The following is a 15,194-nucleotide window of genomic DNA, read 5'->3' as shown; positions in this document are numbered from 1 at the left end:
AAGGATGCACGCGCCATGACCATCGAAGAGGTCCAGTCCCGGCTGCGCGCGGCCCATGCCCGGATCGGGCATGAGGGACGCTTCGCCCTGACCCTCACCCTGAGCGGGGCCGAAGACGGCTACATCACCCACTGGTTCCGCCCCGACCCGCACGCCTTCGAGGATTGCCGGGCGGTCGGTTCCGGGTCGATCGCCGAGTGCCTTGCCGCCTTGGACCGCTATGTGGAGACCTACCGGCGCCAACCGACGACCGAGGAGATCGGTCGGACGATCGGGCTGTCGGACATGCCGCCGCGCGGCCATCACGGCGCGAGCTTTCTGATGGCCGCGGAGTGAGCGGGCAGGGCGGTGCGATCATTTTGCCGGCTGACGATCCCGTTCGCCGTCCTTAAACTACGGCTTTCCCGAACAGCGGAGCCGCAGCCATGGATGGGTCCGTTCTTGCTCTTTCGAGCGTTCTCGGCGCCTTGGCCATCGGCGCCATCAGCCCCGGCCCCAGCTTCGTCTTGGTGGCCCGCACCGCCATCGCCGTGTCGCGTGGCGCCGGTGTTGCCGCCGCCGTCGGCATGGGGGTCGGCGGCGTGGTCTTCGCCACCTTGGCCCTCCTTGGTCTGCAAGCCCTGCTGACCCAGGTCGGGTGGCTCTATCTCGCCCTGAAGATCGCGGGCGGCCTCTACCTCGTCCATCTGGCGGTGCGGATCTGGCGTGGGGCGGCGGAATCCATCCGCGTTCCGGACGGGACAGCCGATGGGAGCGGCGTCCTGCGCTCCTTCGGGATCGGTCTGGCGACGCAGATCAGCAACCCGAAGACCGCCATCGTCTATGCCAGCATCTTCGCGGCCCTTCTGCCGGCCTCGCCACCGGCCTGGGTTCTGCTGGCCCTGCCGCCCGCCGTGTTCCTGGTCGAGACGGGTTGGTACGCCATCGTCGCCGTGGCCTTCTCCGCCGGCCGTCCCCGCGCCGCCTATCTGCGGTCCAAGGCGTGGATCGACCGGCTGGCGGCCTCGGTCATCGGCGCGCTGGGCATTCGGCTGGTGATGGACGCGGCCAAGCCGTCCTGACGGCCACCCCAAACCGCTGCCCCGGTCAGGCGGTGCCCAGCTCCAGCCGGTTCTTGCCCAGGCGCTTGGCGCGGTACATGGCCTGATCGGCGCAGCGCAGCAGCACGCCGGCGTCGGCGCCGTCCGACGGGTAGAAGGCCATGCCCACGCTGGCCGACACCGACAGGTCGAGGCCGGGCAGGGGCCGGTCGATGGAGTCGATGACCTTTTCCGCCACGGCCCGTGCGTTCTCGACGGAGATGTCCCCCTCCAGCAGCACGGCGAACTCGTCGCCGCCGATGCGGGCGGTGGTGTCGCTGTTGCGCAGCGCGCCGGACAGGCGTTGGGCGGTGGTCACCAGCACCTCGTCGCCCTTCTGGTGACCGTGGGTGTCGTTGACCTCCTTGAACCCATCGAGGTCGAGGAAGAGCAGGGCGAAGCTCTTCTCCTCGCGCTTGGCGCGGGCGATGGCGTGCTCCAGCCGGTCTTCGAAGCGGATGCGGTTGCACAAGCCCGTCAGCGCGTCGTGCCCGGCGAGATAGCGCAGCCGCTCTTCCAGATGGTGCTGGGCGGTGGTGTTGCGGGCAATCCCCTCCACCCCGATGGGACGCCCGGCGGGATCGCGGCGGATGTAGGCGTTGGCGGAAATCCAGAAGACGGTGCCGTCCTGCCGCCGCATCGGCATACGGTGGTCGCGGACCTCGCCGCCCGCCTCCTCCAGCGCCGCGAGGAATTTGGCGCGCCCGTCCACCTCAACGTAATGGTCGGCGATTCGGGTGCCGATCACCGTTTCGGGAGTCAACCCGAATTCCCGCGCGAACTGGGGGGAGGCCATGCTGACCCGACCGTCGAGATCCGTGCGGAAGAACGAATCCGGCAGCTTTTCGATGACCGAGCGGAGGTCGGCCTCCGACTGGGCCAGCCGCTCCAGCGTGGAGCGCAAGGCGTCCTCCGACCGGGTGCGGCGCTGGAACTCCTGGCGCATGAAACCCCACAGCACCAGGGCGGTGAACAGGACGAAGGCGGTGCCCTTGACGTTCTGGATCAGCACCACCTCGCCCAGACCGGCCGCGTCCAAAAGGCGGTCGGACCCCACCACCCACGCGGTGGCGAGGACCGCGTACAGTCCGACGATTCGGGTTGCCGAAGAGAACATGGGCGCCCATGCGGTTGGCGTCGGTGCACACTAGCCTTCGGCGCGCGAACCGTCCATGGGGAGAGTACCGGAGTGTGTCCGGCACCCGCCCCACGCTTGCGGAGCCTTACCGCTTCTTGCCGGCCTGCGCCCGCGCGAAGGCTTCGGCGAAGGCGTTGTTGACGGGCTCCGGTGCCTTCGCCGGTTTGGGGGCCGGTTTGGGGGCCGGCTTCGCAGCGGAGCCGCCCTTGCCGGGCGGCGGGCCACGGCGGTCATCCCGGCGGTCGTCCCGGCGCTTGTCGTCGCCACGCTGGCCTTCCGCACGGCCTTGGCCACGCTCGGAGCGCGGGGCGGCGTCGGTCAGGCGCATGGTCAGGCCGATGCGCTTGCGCGGGATGTCCACCTCCATCACCTTGACCTTCACGATGTCGCCGGCCTTCACGACGGTGTGCGGGTCCTTCACGAAGCTGCTGGACAGCTGAGAGATGTGGACCAGCCCATCCTGGTGCACGCCGATGTCCACGAAGGCGCCGAAGGCGGTGACGTTGGTCACCACCCCTTCCAGAACCATGCCGGTTTGGAGGTCCTTCAGCTCCTCGACGCCATCCTGGAAGGTGGCGGTCTTGAACTCCGGACGCGGGTCGCGGCCGGGCTTCTCAAGCTCCTTCAGAATGTCCTCGATGGTCGGCACGCCAAACCGCTCGTCGGTGAAGTCCTCGGCGTTCAGCCCGCGCAGGAATCGGGCGTCGCCGATGACGCTGCCGAGATCCTTGCCGGTCTTCTTCAGGATGCGTTCGACCAGCGGGTAGGCCTCGGGGTGGACGGCGGAGGTGTCCAGCGGGTTGTCGCCCTCGCGGATGCGCAGGAAGCCGGCGGCCTGCTCGAAGGTCTTCGGGCCGAGGCGCGCCACGTCGAGCAGCTGCTTGCGCGAGCGGAAGGCGCCGTTGCGGTCGCGGTGCTCCACGATGTTGCGGGCGATCGTCTCGTTCAGACCGGACACGCGGGTCAGCAGCGGAACGGACGCCGTGTTCAGGTCGACGCCGACCGCGTTCACGCAGTCCTCGACCACCGCGTCCAGCGAGCGGGCGAGCTTGCCGCCCGACACGTCGTGCTGGTACTGGCCGACGCCGATGGACTTCGGCTCGATCTTCACCAGCTCGGCCAGCGGGTCCTGAAGGCGGCGGGCGATGGAGACGGCGCCGCGCAGGCTGACGTCCAGCTTGGGGAACTCCGCCGCCGCGGTCTCCGACGCGGAATAGACCGACGCGCCGGCCTCGCTGACCACCAGTTTGGTGAGCTTCAGCTCCGGGTGGCGCTTGAACAGATCGGCGACCAGCTTGTCCGTCTCGCGGCTCGCCGTGCCGTTGCCGATGGAGATGAGTTCCGCCTTGTGACGCACCGCCAAGGCGGCGATGGCGGCGATGGAGCCGTCCCAGTCGTTCCTCGGCTGGTGCGGGTAGACGGTGGCGGTGTCGACCAGCTTGCCCGTGGCGTCGACCACGGCGACCTTCACGCCGGTGCGGATGCCGGGGTCGAGGCCGATGGTGGTGCGCGGGCCGGCCGGGGCGGCCAGCAGCAGGTCGTGCAGGTTGCGGGCGAAGACGCGGATGGCCTCGTCCTCCGCGCGCTCCCGCAGATCGCCCATCAGGTCGGTCTCGACATGCGGGCCGATCTTCAGCTTCCAGGTCCAGCGCACCACGTCGGACAGCCACTTGTCGGCCGGGCGGCCCTGGTCGCGGATGCCGGTGTGGAAGGCGATGGTGCGCTCCGCCGGGTGGGGCTGTCCCTCCTCGACCGGCAGGTCGAGGCGAATGTCCAGAACGCCCTGCGTCCGGCCGCGGAACAGCGCCAGCGCGCGGTGCGACGGCACCTTCGCCCAGGGCTCGTCGAACTCGAAGTAATCGGAGAACTTGGCGCCCTCCGCCCGCTTCTCCTCGATCACCTTGGCGGTCACCACGCCCTTGTCGGCCATGGCGGCGCGCAGCTTGCCGACCAGTTCGGCGTCCTCGCCGAAGCGCTCCACCAGGATGTGGCGGGCGCCGTCGAGCGCCGCCTTGACGTCGGCCACACCCTTGTCGGCGCTGACGAAGCCGGCGGCCTCGGCGTCCGGCTGGAGCGACGGATCGGCGAGAAGCCGGTCGGCCAGCGGCTCCAGCCCCGCCTCGCGGGCGATCTGCGCCTTGGTGCGGCGCTTCGGCTTGTAGGGCAGGTAGAGGTCTTCCAGGCGCGTCTTGGTGTCGGCCTGACGGATCTGCAGCTCCAGCTCCGGCGTCAGCTTGTCCTGCTCGCGGACGGATGACAGGATCGCCGCGCGCCGGTCTTCAAGCTCGCGCAGGTAGGACAGCCGTTCCTCCAGCGTGCGCAACTGCGTGTCGTCGAGCCCGCCCGTGGCCTCCTTGCGGTAACGGGCGATGAAGGGGACGGTCGATCCCTCGTCGAGCAGCTTGACGGCCGCGGCGACCTGGGATTCGCGGACCGAAAGCTCGTCGGCGATGCGTTGGCTGATGGACGTGGACGGCATGGAGGACCGGTGACTGGTGAAAGGGAAGGGTGCCTCCTATAGCGCGAAGGGGGCCTTCCCGGCCAGTGCCGATCTGGGAGAGGCCGGGGAGACCGGTCCGGATCGGACGCGCGAATCCGCGGCCCGGTCCCTGCGAAAAAGTATAGTTAAAGAAAAACCCTACACGATTCACGCGTCGTTAACCTTAACGGGCGCATATCTTCCCCTGCAACTTGGTTGCGTTTCCTCCCGAACAGACTTCGGCGGCTCCCAATATGGTGAGCCGCCTTTTTTCTGTGCGCGTGGCGCCCAAAGCACGCGCACTCGCAAGATGAACGCGACAGAGTTTTTCCCCTTGCGTTCGTTGGGAGAAACATCCTTACTGATTGTGGGTCTAATCCAAACGGATTCGCTGCCTTGGGACTGGTCGTTTCGGCAATCGCCTTCCTGTTCGCTGTGGCCATTGCCGGCGCCGTGGCGAAGCGGCTGCCGCAGGCGTCCACGGTGGTCTATGGCGGAACGGCGGCGGCCTGCGCGCTGATCGCGCTGTGGGCGGCGCTCCGGCTGGCCGGGGGCGGGCCGGACGCGGCGCTGGTGCTGCCGGTCGGGCTGCCCTGGATCCAAGCCCATCTGCGCGCCGACGCGCTGTCCGCCGTCTTCCTGATCGTCGTCAATCTGGGCGGCATCACCGCCAGCCTGTTCGGCTGGGGGTACGAGCGGGCGCACCACGAGTCCCACAGCACTTCCCAGGGCGGTTCCCAGGGCCATTCTCAGGATGGCCCGGTGCTGCCGCTCTACCCGCTGTTCCTGGCGGGCATGAACATGGTGCTGATCGCCGCCGACGCCTTCACCTTCCTGCTGTCCTGGGAGTTCATGTCGCTGGCCTCCTGGCTGCTCGTGCTCTCCACCCATCGGGACCCGGAAACGCCGAAGGCCGCGCGCCTCTACATCATCATGGCGAGCTTCGGCACGGCCTGCCTGCTGCTGGCCTTCGGGGTGCTGGCGACGGCGCACGGCGACTACAGCTTCGCCGCCATCCGCGCCCACGCTCCGGCGGCGGGGGCCGCGGCGCTGGTCGTGGCGCTGATCCTGCTGGGGGCGGGGTCGAAGGCCGGGCTGGTTCCGCTGCACGTCTGGCTGCCGCTGGCCCATCCGGCGGCCCCCAGCCATGTGTCGGCCCTGATGTCTGGCGTGATGACCAAGGTCGCCGTCTACGCGATGATCCGCGTGCTGTTCGACCTGCTGGGCGAGCCGGAGTGGTGGTGGGGCGGCGTGACCATGGGATTCGGCGCGCTGACCGCCGTGATGGGTGTGCTCTACGCGCTGATGCAGGACGACGTGAAGCGGCTGCTCGCCTATTCCACGGTGGAGAACATCGGGGCCATCGTCATCGCGCTGGGGCTGGCGCTGGTCTTCAAGGCCGCCCACACGCCGGTGATCGCCGCGCTCGCCCTGGCGGCGGCGCTGCTCCACGTGGTCAACCACTCCCTGTTCAAGAGCCTGCTGTTCTTCGCGGCGGGCGCCATGCTGACCGCCACGGGGTCGCGCGACCTGAACCGGCTGGGCGGGCTGATCCACCGGATGCCGACCACCGCCGTGCTCGCTTTGATCGGCGCCGCGGCGATCTCGGCCCTGCCGCCGCTGAACGGTTTCGTCGGGGAGTGGCTGCTGTTCCAGGCCATCCTGAACGCCCCGGCCCTGTCGGAATGGTCGCTGAAGATCGAGATCGCCGTGGTCGGCGCCGCCCTGGCGCTCGCCACCGCGCTCGCCGCCGCCTGCTTCGTCCGGCTCTACGGAATCGCCTTCCTGGGACGGCCACGGTCGCGCGCCGCCGCGGAAGCGCTGGAGGTCGGACGGGCGATGCGATTGGGCATGGCGGTTCCGGCGGTGCTCTGCGTCGTTCTCGGCGTCCTGCCGACCCCGCTGATCCGCCTGTTCGAGCCGGCGCTGCGCCTGCTGGTGGAGGCCGGGCCGTTCGACGGGCGCGCCTACCAGCCGTGGTTCTGGCTGGCTCCGACCTCGGCCATCGGCAACTCCTACAACGGCCTGATCATGCTGGTGGTGATCGCGCTGCTGTCGGTCGTGCTGGTGCTGGGCATCCACCGCAAGGCGAGCGACCGGGTGCGCTGGTCGATCCCCTGGGGCTGCGGCTTCGACGGGCCGGACCCGGCGGCGGTCACCCAGTACACGGCCTCAAGCTTCGGCCAGCCGATCCGCCGCGCCTTCGGCAGCACGGTGTTCCGCGCCCGCGACCATGTGGACATGCCGGCGCCGGGCGACACGCGCCCCGCGCGACTGTCGGTGACCTGGACCGACCCGGCCTGGGTCGTGGTCGTGGAGCCGCTGGCCCGCGCGGTGGGCTGGCTGGCGGAGAAGGCCAACCGGCTGCAGTTCATGACCATCCGCCGCTACCTGACCCTGATGTTCCTGGCGCTGGTCGTGCTGCTGGTGATGGTGGCGGTGACGCAACGATGACGCCGCTGCTCGCCACCCTCTACCAGATCCTGCAGATGCTGCTGGTGCTGGCCCTGGCGCCGCTGCTGACCGGCTGGGTGCGGCTGGTCAAGGCGCGGCTGGTCGGACGGCGGGGGCCGTCCATGCTCCAGCCCTACCGCGACCTGCTGCGGCTGCTGCGCAAGGAGGTGGTGCTGGCGCGCAACGCCTCCTGGCTGTTCCGCTCCGTGCCCTACATGATGTTCACGGCGATCTGGCTGGCCGCCGGGCTGGTTCCGGTCTTCACCACGCAGCTGGCCCTCGCCCCCACCGCGGACCTGATCGCGCTCATTGCCCTGCTCGGCTCGGCGCGCTTCTTCCTGGCGCTCGCCGGAATGGACACGGGGACGAGCTTCGGCGGCATCGGCTCGTCGCGCGAGATGATGATCGCGGCGCTTGCCGAGCCGGCGATGCTGATGATCGTCTTCTCGGTGGCGATCCTGGTCCGCAGCACCTCGCTGGCCGAGATCGCCGATTTCATGATGGCAGGCGCGGTCGGGCTGCGCATCTCCCTGGCGCTCGCGCTGATCGCCCTGGTCATGGTGGCGATCGCCGAGAACGCCCGCATCCCCATCGACAACCCGGCGACGCACCTGGAACTGACCATGGTGCACGAGGCCATGGTGCTGGAATATTCGGGCCGCCACCTCGCCCTGGTCGAGGCGGCGAGCATGCTCAAACTGCTGCTCTACATGGCGCTGATCGCCTGCGTCTTCGCGCCCTGGGGCATGGCGACCGCCGGGTCCGGCGTGGCGGCGGCGCTGGGCGGCGTGGTCGTCTTCGTGGCGAAGCTGGCCGTCGGCGGGACCCTGCTGGCGCTGTTCGAGACCTCCATCGCCAAGATGCGCGTCTTCCGGGTCGGCGAGTTCCTGGGCGGCGCCCTGCTGCTGAGCCTGCTCGGCGCGATCTTCCTCTACGTGTCGCGGGGGGTGTGAGGTGAGCGACCTGGGTTATGACGCCGCGCACATGCTGGGGGCCGTCGTCCTGCTGATGAGCTTCGCCCTGCTCTACCAGCGGCGGCTGTTCTCCCTGCTCAACGTCTTCACCATGCAGGCTCTCGCCCTGACCGCGACGGCGGCGTGGCAGGCCTATTCCCACGGGGAGCCGCATCTCTACATCACCGCGCTGCTGACGCTGGTCCTGAAGGCCATCCTGATCCCGGTGGCGCTGCACCGCATCATCGTGAAGATGAAGATCCACCGCACCATCGAGCCGGCGCTGGGCATCGGGCTGACCATGGTGGCGGGCGTCTCCCTGGTCACCCTGTCGATCCTGCTGGTTCTGCCGGTGACGGCGGACGCCACCGCCCTGACCCGCGAGAATCTGGCGCTGTCGCTGTCGGTCGTCCTGCTCGGCCTGCTGATGATGATCTCCCGGCGCAACGCGGTCAGCCAGGTGGTCGGCTTCATGTCGATCGAGAACGGGCTGATCCTGGCGGCGGTCGGGGCGGCCGGCATGCCGCTGGTGGTCGAGATGTCGGTGGCCTTCTCCGTCATGGTGGCCTTCATCATCTTCGGCATCTTCCTGTTCCACATCCGCGAGCGGTTCGACACGCTCGACATGCAGAAGATCGAGAGCTTCCGGGGGGAGAGCGATTGAGCGCCGTCGCCGTCATCGTCGCCACCCCGCTGATCGGCGCCGCCGTCCTCGCCCTGGTTCCCGGCCACCGGCTGGGCGCGCGGCTGAACATCGGCTTTTCCGCCGTCACGCTGCTGGCGTCGCTGGTCCTGTTCGCGCTGGAGCCGTCGAGCGGCGCGCTGTTCGTGGTGGACGCCTTCAACATCTACCTGATCGCGCTGACCGCCTTCGTCGGCCTGACCACCAGCGTCTTTTCCGCCGGCTACATCGCCCACGAGATCGCGGTGGGGAAGCTGGACGAGCGCAAGCTGCGCTTCTACCACGCCATGTACCAGGCCTTCATGTTCACCATGCTGCTGGCCCTGTCGGCCAACAACCTGGGCGTCATGTGGGTGGCGGTGGAGGGGGCGACGCTGACCACCGTCCTGATGGTCAGCCTCTACCGCACCGCCGCCAGCATCGAGGCGGCGTGGAAATACTTCATCCTGTGCGGCGTCGGCATCGCACTCGCCCTGTTCGGCACCATCCTGATGTACATGGCCGCCCAGCCGGTGATGGGGCCGGGCATGGCGGCGATGACCTGGACGGAGCTGATGGTCCACGTCGCCAAGATCAGCCCGGCGATCCTCAACTTGGCCTTCGTCTTCCTGCTGATCGGCTACGGCACCAAGGTCGGGCTGGCGCCGCTGCACGCCTGGCTGCCGGACGCCCACGCGGAAGGGCCGACGCCGATTTCCGCGGTGCTGTCGGGCCTGCTGCTGAACGTTGCGCTCTACGCCGTGCTGCGCTTCAAGATGCTGCTGGCGGCGAACGGGCAGGCCATCGCGCCGGGGCCGCTGATGATCGCCATGGGGCTGGCCTCGCTGCTGCTGGCCGGGCTGATGCTCTACCGGCGGCGCGACGTGAAGCGCTTCTTCGCCTACAGCTCCATCGAGCATATGGGCATCATCACCTTCGCCTTCGGCATGGGAGGGCCGCTCGCCAACTTCGCCGGGCTGCTGCACATGGCCATGCACAGCCTGACCAAGTCGGCCATCTTCTACGCGGTCGGCCACGCCGTGCAGGTGACGGGCACGCAGCGGATCGAGCGGATATCCGGCCTGACGGTCAGCCATCCGGCGCTCGGCTGGGGCCTGCTGGCCGGGGTGGTGGCCATCGCCGGCCTGCCGCCCTTCGGCGTGTTCATGAGCGAATTCCTGCTGGTCACCAGCACCTTCGCGCGGGAACCGCTGCTGGCCTTGCCGCTGGTCGCGGGCATCCTGGTCGCCTTCGGGGCGCTGGTGCTGCGGGTCCAGCAATTGTGCTTCGGCGCGCCTGGCACGGTGGAGGGCAGCGGCGTCCCGGTGGCGTCGGTGCCGTTGCAGGGAACGCTGGTTCCGCTCTACGCGCATCTGGCGCTGGTTCTGGTGGCGGGGGTCTGGCTGCCGGGGCCGCTGGTCGCGTGGTTCCAGACCGTCGCGGCGCTGCTGGGGTAGGGGAGGCGGCATGTACGGGGAAGAACCGCTGTTCGGCCTGTTGAACCGCATCGGCACGCCGGTCGAGAGCCACCGGCCCTGGCCGCGCTACCGGCTTGGCCGCGACGGCTGGCTGCGCCTGATCGAGGAACTGGCCGGCAACGGCTGGAGCCTGCTCGGCCTGTGGGGGGAACCGAAGGCGGTCCACGCCGCCTTCCGCGAGGATTTCTCCGGCGACGTCGCGGTGGTCAGCCTCGACTGCCCGCAAGGCCGCTTCCCCAGCCTGAGCGCCGTGCGGCCCGCCGCCAACCGGCTGGAGCGCGCCGCCCACGACCTCTACGGCTTGGTGGCGGAGCGCACGACCGACCCGCGCCCCTGGCTGGACCATGACGCCTGGGGCGTGCGCCGTCCCCTGTCCGAGCAGCCGGCGGCCCCGGTGCCCAGCCCCGGCCCCTACACCTTCCTGCCGGTGGAAGGCGAAGGGTTGCACCAGATTCCGGTCGGCCCCGTCCATGCTGGCATCATCGAGCCCGGCCATTTCCGCTTCACCGCCAACGGCGAGACCGTCGTGCGGCTGGAGGAGCGGCTCGGCTACGTCCACCGCGGGGTGGAGGGGCTGATGCAGGGCAGGCCGGTGGCGGAGGCGGCGAGGTTGGCCGCCCGTATTTCCGGTGATGCGACGGTGGCGCACAGCCTCGCCTTCGCCCGCGCGGTCGAGGCGGCGCTGGGGATCGAGGTGCCGGCGCGGGCGGTGTGGCTGCGCGCCCTGATGGCCGAGCTGGAGCGGGTCGCCAACCATCTGGGCGACATCGGGGCCATCTGCAACGACGCCGCCTTCGCCTTCATGCTGGCCCAGACCAGCCAGTTGCGGGAGCGCGTGCTGCGCACCGCGGACGCCTGCTTCGGGCACCGGCTGATGATGGACCGGGTGATCCCCGGCGGCGTCGCCACCGACCTGCCGGAGCGCGGCGCGGGCCTGCTGCGGGACTTGGTGGCGGAGCTGCGCAAGCGCTTCCCGCCGCTGGTCGCCATTTATGACGGCAAGGCGTCCTTGCAGGACCGCACGGTCACCACCGGGTTCGTGTCCGCCGAGCTGGTCACCCGCTTCGGCGCCGGCGGCCACGTCGGGCGGGCGTCCGGCCGCGACCAGGATTCCCGCCGCAGCCCCGGCTACGCACCCTACGACGAGTTGACGTTCGAGGTGCCGGTGCTGACCGAGGGCGACGTGAACGCCCGCGTCTGGGTCCGCATCCGCGAGGTGGAGCAGTCCCTGTCGCTGATCGAGCAGATCGTCGTCCGCCTGCCGGCGATCTCGCGCGGTCTCGACCATCCGTCGGTTCCGGTCGAAGCCGGCCGGGGCGGGGAGGGCATGGCCCTGGTGGAATCCTTCCGCGGCGAGATCATGACCTGGGTGCGGCTGGACGGGGAGGGCGCCGTCGCCCGCTGCCACCCGCGCGACCCGTCCTGGTTCCAGTGGCCGTTGCTGGAGGCGGCCATCGGCGGCAACATCGTCGCCGACTTCCCGCTGTGCAACAAATCGTTCAACTGTTCCTACGCGGGACACGACCTGTAAGGAGGCCGCCGATGCTGAAGCACATCCTGACCTCCCTGACCGGCGGCCCGGTCACCGAAGCCGCTCCGTCCCCCGCCGATCCGGCCTTGGCGGAGCTGGCCGGAAAGCTGGACAAGGCCGCCAAGGCGCGGCTGGGCCGCAGCCTGTCGATCCGTGAGGTCGATGCGGGGTCCTGCAACGGCTGCGAGCTGGAAATCCACGCGCTGAGCAACCCGATCTACGATCTGGAGCGGTTCGGCATCCGCTTCGTCGCCTCGCCGCGCCATGCCGACGTCCTGCTGGTTACCGGCCCGGTCGCCCGCAACATGCGCGAGGCGCTGATCCGCACCTGGGACGCCACGCCCGGCCCGAAATGGCTGGTGGTCTGCGGCGACTGCGCGGTCAGCGGCGGCCTGTTCGCCGGTGGCTACGCCTGCGTCGGTCCGGTGGAGGAGGTGCTGCCGGTGGACCTGCGCATCCCCGGCTGCCCGCCGCGGCCGACCGATCTGTTGGCCGGCCTGCTGGCGCTGCTGGAAACCAGCGCCGCGCGGTGACGGCGGTTCAGGACTCGCCGCGTTCCTCGCGCTTGGCCTGCTGCCAGAAGGCTTCCATCTCCTCCAGCGTCGCCTCCTTGGGCGTGCGGCCCTGTTCGGACAGCAGGGCCTCGATGCGGTGGAAGCGGCGTTCGAACTTGGCGTTGGTGCCGCGTAGCGCGGATTCCGGCTCGACCTTCAGGCGGCGGGCAAGGTTGACCAGCGCGAAGAGCAAATCGCCCAGTTCGTCGGCCACCCGGTCCGGGGCGGAGCCGCTGTCCATCTCATGCCGCAGTTCGCGGACCTCCTCCTCGATCTTGTCGAGGATGTCCCGCGCGTCGGTCCAGTCGAAGCCGACGCGGGCGGCGCGGTTCTGCAGCTTGAGGGCACGGGTGAGGGCGGGGAGGCCAGTGATGACGCCCTCCAGTGCGGACGGGGCGCGGCCTTCCTCGGCGGCCTTGGCGGCGCGTTCGGCCGCCTTGTGGTCCTCCCAGCGCGAAGTCTGCATGTCGGCGCCCTTGACCTCCTCGGCGCCGAAGACGTGCGGGTGGCGGCGGATCATCTTGTCGGCGATGACGCCGGCGACCTCGTCGAAGTCGAACAGATTCTCCTCGCGGGCCATCTGGCTGTAATAGACCACCTGGAAGAGCAGGTCGCCCAACTCCTCGCGCAGCGCCGGCATGTCGCCTTTCTCGATGGCGTCGGCCACCTCGTAGGCTTCCTCGATCGTGTGCGGCGCGATGGTGGCGTAGGTCTGCTCCAGATCCCACGGGCATCCGCCGTTGGGGTCGCGCAGGCGGGCCATGACGTCGATCAGGCGGTCGATGTTGCGGGCCATGGAAAGGTCTTCTTCGGCAGCGGGATGGGACGGGACAGCGACCTTAGCCGACCCATGGCGGTGAGAAAAGGGAACACGCCCCGCCGGCCAGTGGAAATCATATAAGTAAGATTATGGAAAATAAGTTCGGAGAAGCGAGGAGGGCGGTTCTGGCCACCCTCCGCTACCGATGCTTCAGCCTCCGCGAAACCCCTTCAAGCTTTCGGCGGGCGGCGGCGGCGGGAAATCCGCGTCACGGGCGGCCTGGATCAACGATTCCAGGAAGGTCCGGTAAGGATCGCCGGAGGTCTTGGGAGCCTCCGCCGGTTCGATCGGCCCGTCATAGCCGCTGGCGCTCGGATCGAGCGCTCCATACTCGGAGTTCTCCAGGGTCGGCGACAGGAAAATCGAGTGGGTCGTCGTCTCCGGCTCGCCGACGTGACGTTGGGAGGGCTTCAGCGAGAAGTTCCCATCGGCGTCCGGCATCGACAGGATCATCACGCCGTGCTCCACCGCCTCCTTGTCCCGCGCGTTCTGCCGCGCGTCGTTGTCGAAGGCGCTTCGTGGATAGACGCTCTCGATGCTCAAGGGATCGTGGATGTTGGCCGTTTGCATGGATCACCCGCCGTTGTTGCGTTGGTCCAACACAGGGTGGCGATGGCGGGTTCCGAGGGATCGCGGGCCTTTTCACTCCATGGAATGCGCCTGCGCGGCGGGCCGCGCCTTCCGGCGCTGCGGCGGTGCCACGCTGAGCGCCGGTTCGGCGTCAATCGCGCGGACCACCTCGTGATCCAAGGCGACGTCCGCTGTTTCGGACTCGGTGGAGCATTGCGCCGCGCCGGCGACCGAGGCCATCCCGCCTGATGGCTGACATTCGGCGATCCGCTCCGCGCAGGCCGTGGGCGCCAGCAGTGACGCCACCAACAGCACGCGCTTCAGGGCAATGGCCTTCATGATCGGGCGCTCCGCAAGGCTCACGGCGGCCGTTTCCGGCATCCTGGCACTATAAGGCCGCCGTGCCCGTAGAGTTCCCACCGAATCCGGTCCCCGCCGGAGGACGTGTGCGGTAGTCCGGTGCGTCCCCGCCTTAACCGAACAGATGCCGGTGCATCGCTTCCCAACTCGCACGGTCGGGGGTCAGCATCACCCCACCGTTGAGGACGGTCGGACGATAGGGCGAGCCATCGAACAGCGCGCTGTAGCCGCCGGCCTCCGCGTGGAGCAGAACGCCCGCCGCGTGATCCCACGGCATCAGGCGATGGTACATCGAGAAATGCGCCCGGCCGTCGAGCAGGCGCAGATACTCCTGCGCGGCGCTGGACAGGCAGACGCGGGGGCCCAGAGAGCGGCCACGCTCGTCCAGTTGGCGCCCGAGATCCTCGGCGCAGAATCGCGTCGACAGGGCTCCGGTCATCTCGGCCAGGGGGACCGCCGGGGCGACCGTCACGCGCGTGCCGTTCAGGTAGGCGCCCTGCCCTTTCACCGCCGTGGCGATGCGACCGTCGCACGGGTCGTAGATCCAGCCGGCCACCGTCTCGCCGCGGCAGGCCAGGGCGATGATCACCGCGAAGAGCGGGCGCCCGTTCGCGAAGTTCAGGGTGCCGTCGATCGGGTCGATGATCCAGACCGGCGCGTCGCCGTGGATGCGGTCCAGCAGGGACTTGTCCTCGGAGACGGCTTCCTCCCCCACCACCGTGCTTCCGGGAAGCAGGTCCAGCAGGCGCGGCGTCAGGGCGCGCTCGCCCGCCTCGTCGGCCAGGGTCACGAGATCGGCCGGTCCGGTCTTCTCGCGGATGCCGGCGTTCGCCAGATCGCGGAAATAGGGAAGGATTTCGCTTTCCGCGACCTCGCGGATGATCGCGGAGACACGGTCGACGTCGGGAATCGGAAAATCTGTCACGGTTTCGGTGCCGCTTTGTTGGATCGGGGGTCTAGTCTCAGGACCGTTCCGCCATCCTTCGGCGGTTCCGGCAGCATGACTTTGCCGTCCAAGCCACTGTCTTTCAACGCTTTGACCAGCGCGTCATAGGTGGCCTGATCGGCCGCGGGGTTGGGGGCGGGCGGCGGGCCGGTCAGCGGACCGGGTTCCGGC

At 69.2% G+C, this 15,194-nt stretch carries 14 protein-coding genes and 1 pseudogene; 8 read left to right on the top strand and 7 right to left on the bottom strand.

All coding sequences use genetic code 11. The features are described 5' to 3' along the window. Positions 1-15: 15 nt before the first annotated feature. Positions 16-336, top strand: a complete 321-nt coding sequence (locus tag DXK32_RS09055) for a hypothetical protein (RefSeq protein ID WP_114858266.1) — start codon at positions 16-18, stop codon at positions 334-336. Positions 337-425: 89 nt separating this feature from the next. Then, positions 426-1,061: a LysE family translocator gene (locus DXK32_RS09050; RefSeq protein WP_114858205.1), complete on the top strand. Its 636-nt coding sequence runs from the start codon at positions 426-428 to the stop codon at positions 1,059-1,061. A gap of 25 nt (positions 1,062-1,086) precedes the next feature. On the opposite strand, the gene DXK32_RS09045 is transcribed toward DXK32_RS09050, so the two are convergent. Together DXK32_RS09045 and DXK32_RS09040 are read right to left on the bottom strand one after the other, a co-directional pair. Next, complete coding sequence (locus DXK32_RS09045) at positions 1,087-2,196, bottom strand: diguanylate cyclase domain-containing protein (protein ID WP_114858204.1); 1,110 nt, start codon at positions 2,194-2,196, stop codon at positions 1,087-1,089. A 106-nt stretch (positions 2,197-2,302) separates the two neighbouring features. Further along, complete coding sequence (locus tag DXK32_RS09040) at positions 2,303-4,696, bottom strand: Tex family protein (protein WP_114858203.1); 2,394 nt, start codon at positions 4,694-4,696, stop codon at positions 2,303-2,305. Positions 4,697-5,092: 396 nt separating this feature from the next. On the opposite strand from DXK32_RS09040, the gene hyfB reads away from it, so the two are divergent. The 6 genes from hyfB to DXK32_RS09005 are packed head-to-tail and all read left to right on the top strand — an operon-like array spanning position 5,093 to position 12,306. Then, positions 5,093-7,150 (top strand): hydrogenase 4 subunit B, encoded by a 2,058-nt coding sequence (hyfB, locus tag DXK32_RS09030; RefSeq protein WP_114858201.1) that lies wholly within the window; start codon positions 5,093-5,095, stop codon positions 7,148-7,150. Continuing rightward, the gene (locus DXK32_RS09025) at positions 7,147-8,103 is read left to right on the top strand and encodes a respiratory chain complex I subunit 1 family protein (RefSeq protein ID WP_205215677.1); all 957 of its coding nucleotides are present in this window, start codon (positions 7,147-7,149) and stop codon (positions 8,101-8,103) included. The genes hyfB and DXK32_RS09025 overlap by 4 nt, the downstream gene beginning before the upstream one ends. 1 nt (position 8,104) lies before the next feature. Continuing rightward, entirely contained in the window at positions 8,105-8,767 is a 663-nt protein-coding gene (locus tag DXK32_RS09020) for a hydrogenase-4 component E (protein WP_114858200.1), read from the top strand. Beyond that, the gene (locus tag DXK32_RS09015) at positions 8,764-10,221 is read left to right on the top strand and encodes a hydrogenase 4 subunit F (protein ID WP_114858199.1); all 1,458 of its coding nucleotides are present in this window, start codon (positions 8,764-8,766) and stop codon (positions 10,219-10,221) included. Before DXK32_RS09020 ends, DXK32_RS09015 begins: the two co-directional genes overlap by 4 nt. A gap of 10 nt (positions 10,222-10,231) precedes the next feature. Then, a complete protein-coding gene (locus DXK32_RS09010) occupies positions 10,232-11,773 on the top strand; it encodes a nickel-dependent hydrogenase large subunit (RefSeq protein WP_114858198.1) in 1,542 nt (513 codons plus the stop codon). A gap of 11 nt (positions 11,774-11,784) precedes the next feature. Continuing rightward, positions 11,785-12,306, top strand: a complete 522-nt coding sequence (locus DXK32_RS09005; protein ID WP_114858197.1) for an NADH-quinone oxidoreductase subunit B family protein — start codon at positions 11,785-11,787, stop codon at positions 12,304-12,306. A 7-nt stretch (positions 12,307-12,313) separates the two neighbouring features. On the opposite strand, the gene mazG is transcribed toward DXK32_RS09005, so the two are convergent. From mazG to DXK32_RS32600, 5 genes and pseudogenes are all read right to left on the bottom strand, one after another. After that, positions 12,314-13,123 carry a nucleoside triphosphate pyrophosphohydrolase gene (gene mazG / locus DXK32_RS09000; RefSeq protein ID WP_114858196.1) on the bottom strand — a complete coding sequence of 270 codons (810 nt, stop codon included), beginning with the start codon at positions 13,121-13,123 and terminating at the stop codon, positions 12,314-12,316. Positions 13,124-13,297: 174 nt separating this feature from the next. Next, complete coding sequence (locus DXK32_RS08995) at positions 13,298-13,717, bottom strand: hypothetical protein (RefSeq protein ID WP_114858195.1); 420 nt, start codon at positions 13,715-13,717, stop codon at positions 13,298-13,300. A gap of 72 nt (positions 13,718-13,789) precedes the next feature. Continuing rightward, positions 13,790-14,056 carry a hypothetical protein gene (locus DXK32_RS08990; protein WP_247877058.1) on the bottom strand — a complete coding sequence of 89 codons (267 nt, stop codon included), beginning with the start codon at positions 14,054-14,056 and terminating at the stop codon, positions 13,790-13,792. 133 nt (positions 14,057-14,189) lie between these two features. Further along, positions 14,190-15,002: an inositol monophosphatase family protein gene (locus DXK32_RS08985; RefSeq protein ID WP_114858193.1), complete on the bottom strand. Its 813-nt coding sequence runs from the start codon at positions 15,000-15,002 to the stop codon at positions 14,190-14,192. Continuing rightward, positions 14,999-15,194, bottom strand: a pseudogene (locus DXK32_RS32600) (hypothetical protein); the annotation flags it as partial. The gene DXK32_RS08985 and the pseudogene DXK32_RS32600, both read right to left, overlap by 4 nt.

It is taken from the genome of Azospirillum brasilense (genome assembly GCF_003349955.1).
Taxonomy (GTDB): domain Bacteria; phylum Pseudomonadota; class Alphaproteobacteria; order Azospirillales; family Azospirillaceae; genus Azospirillum; species Azospirillum brasilense_B.
Note: the sequence above shows the minus strand (reverse complement) of the source record. Positions and strands in the feature narration are given on the sequence as shown.

Bases quoted from the DNA above. Each gene is read 5' to 3' on its own strand.
- DXK32_RS09045 (WP_114858204.1), bottom strand. From the start codon at position 2,196: ATGTTCTCTTCGGCAACCCGAATCGTCGGACTGTACGCGGTCCTCGCC.
- DXK32_RS09025 (WP_205215677.1), top strand. From the start codon at position 7,147: ATGACGCCGCTGCTCGCCACCCTCTACCAGATCCTGCAGATGCTGCTG.
- DXK32_RS08995 (WP_114858195.1), bottom strand. From the start codon at position 13,717: ATGCAAACGGCCAACATCCACGATCCCTTGAGCATCGAGAGCGTCTAT.
- DXK32_RS09005 (WP_114858197.1), top strand. From the start codon at position 11,785: ATGCTGAAGCACATCCTGACCTCCCTGACCGGCGGCCCGGTCACCGAA.
- DXK32_RS09010 (WP_114858198.1), top strand. From the start codon at position 10,232: ATGTACGGGGAAGAACCGCTGTTCGGCCTGTTGAACCGCATCGGCACG.
- mazG (WP_114858196.1), bottom strand. From the start codon at position 13,123: ATGGCCCGCAACATCGACCGCCTGATCGACGTCATGGCCCGCCTGCGC.
- DXK32_RS09055 (WP_114858266.1), top strand. From the start codon at position 16: ATGACCATCGAAGAGGTCCAGTCCCGGCTGCGCGCGGCCCATGCCCGG.
- DXK32_RS08990 (WP_247877058.1), bottom strand. From the start codon at position 14,056: ATGAAGGCCATTGCCCTGAAGCGCGTGCTGTTGGTGGCGTCACTGCTG.
- DXK32_RS09040 (WP_114858203.1), bottom strand. From the start codon at position 4,696: ATGCCGTCCACGTCCATCAGCCAACGCATCGCCGACGAGCTTTCGGTC.
- DXK32_RS09050 (WP_114858205.1), top strand. From the start codon at position 426: ATGGATGGGTCCGTTCTTGCTCTTTCGAGCGTTCTCGGCGCCTTGGCC.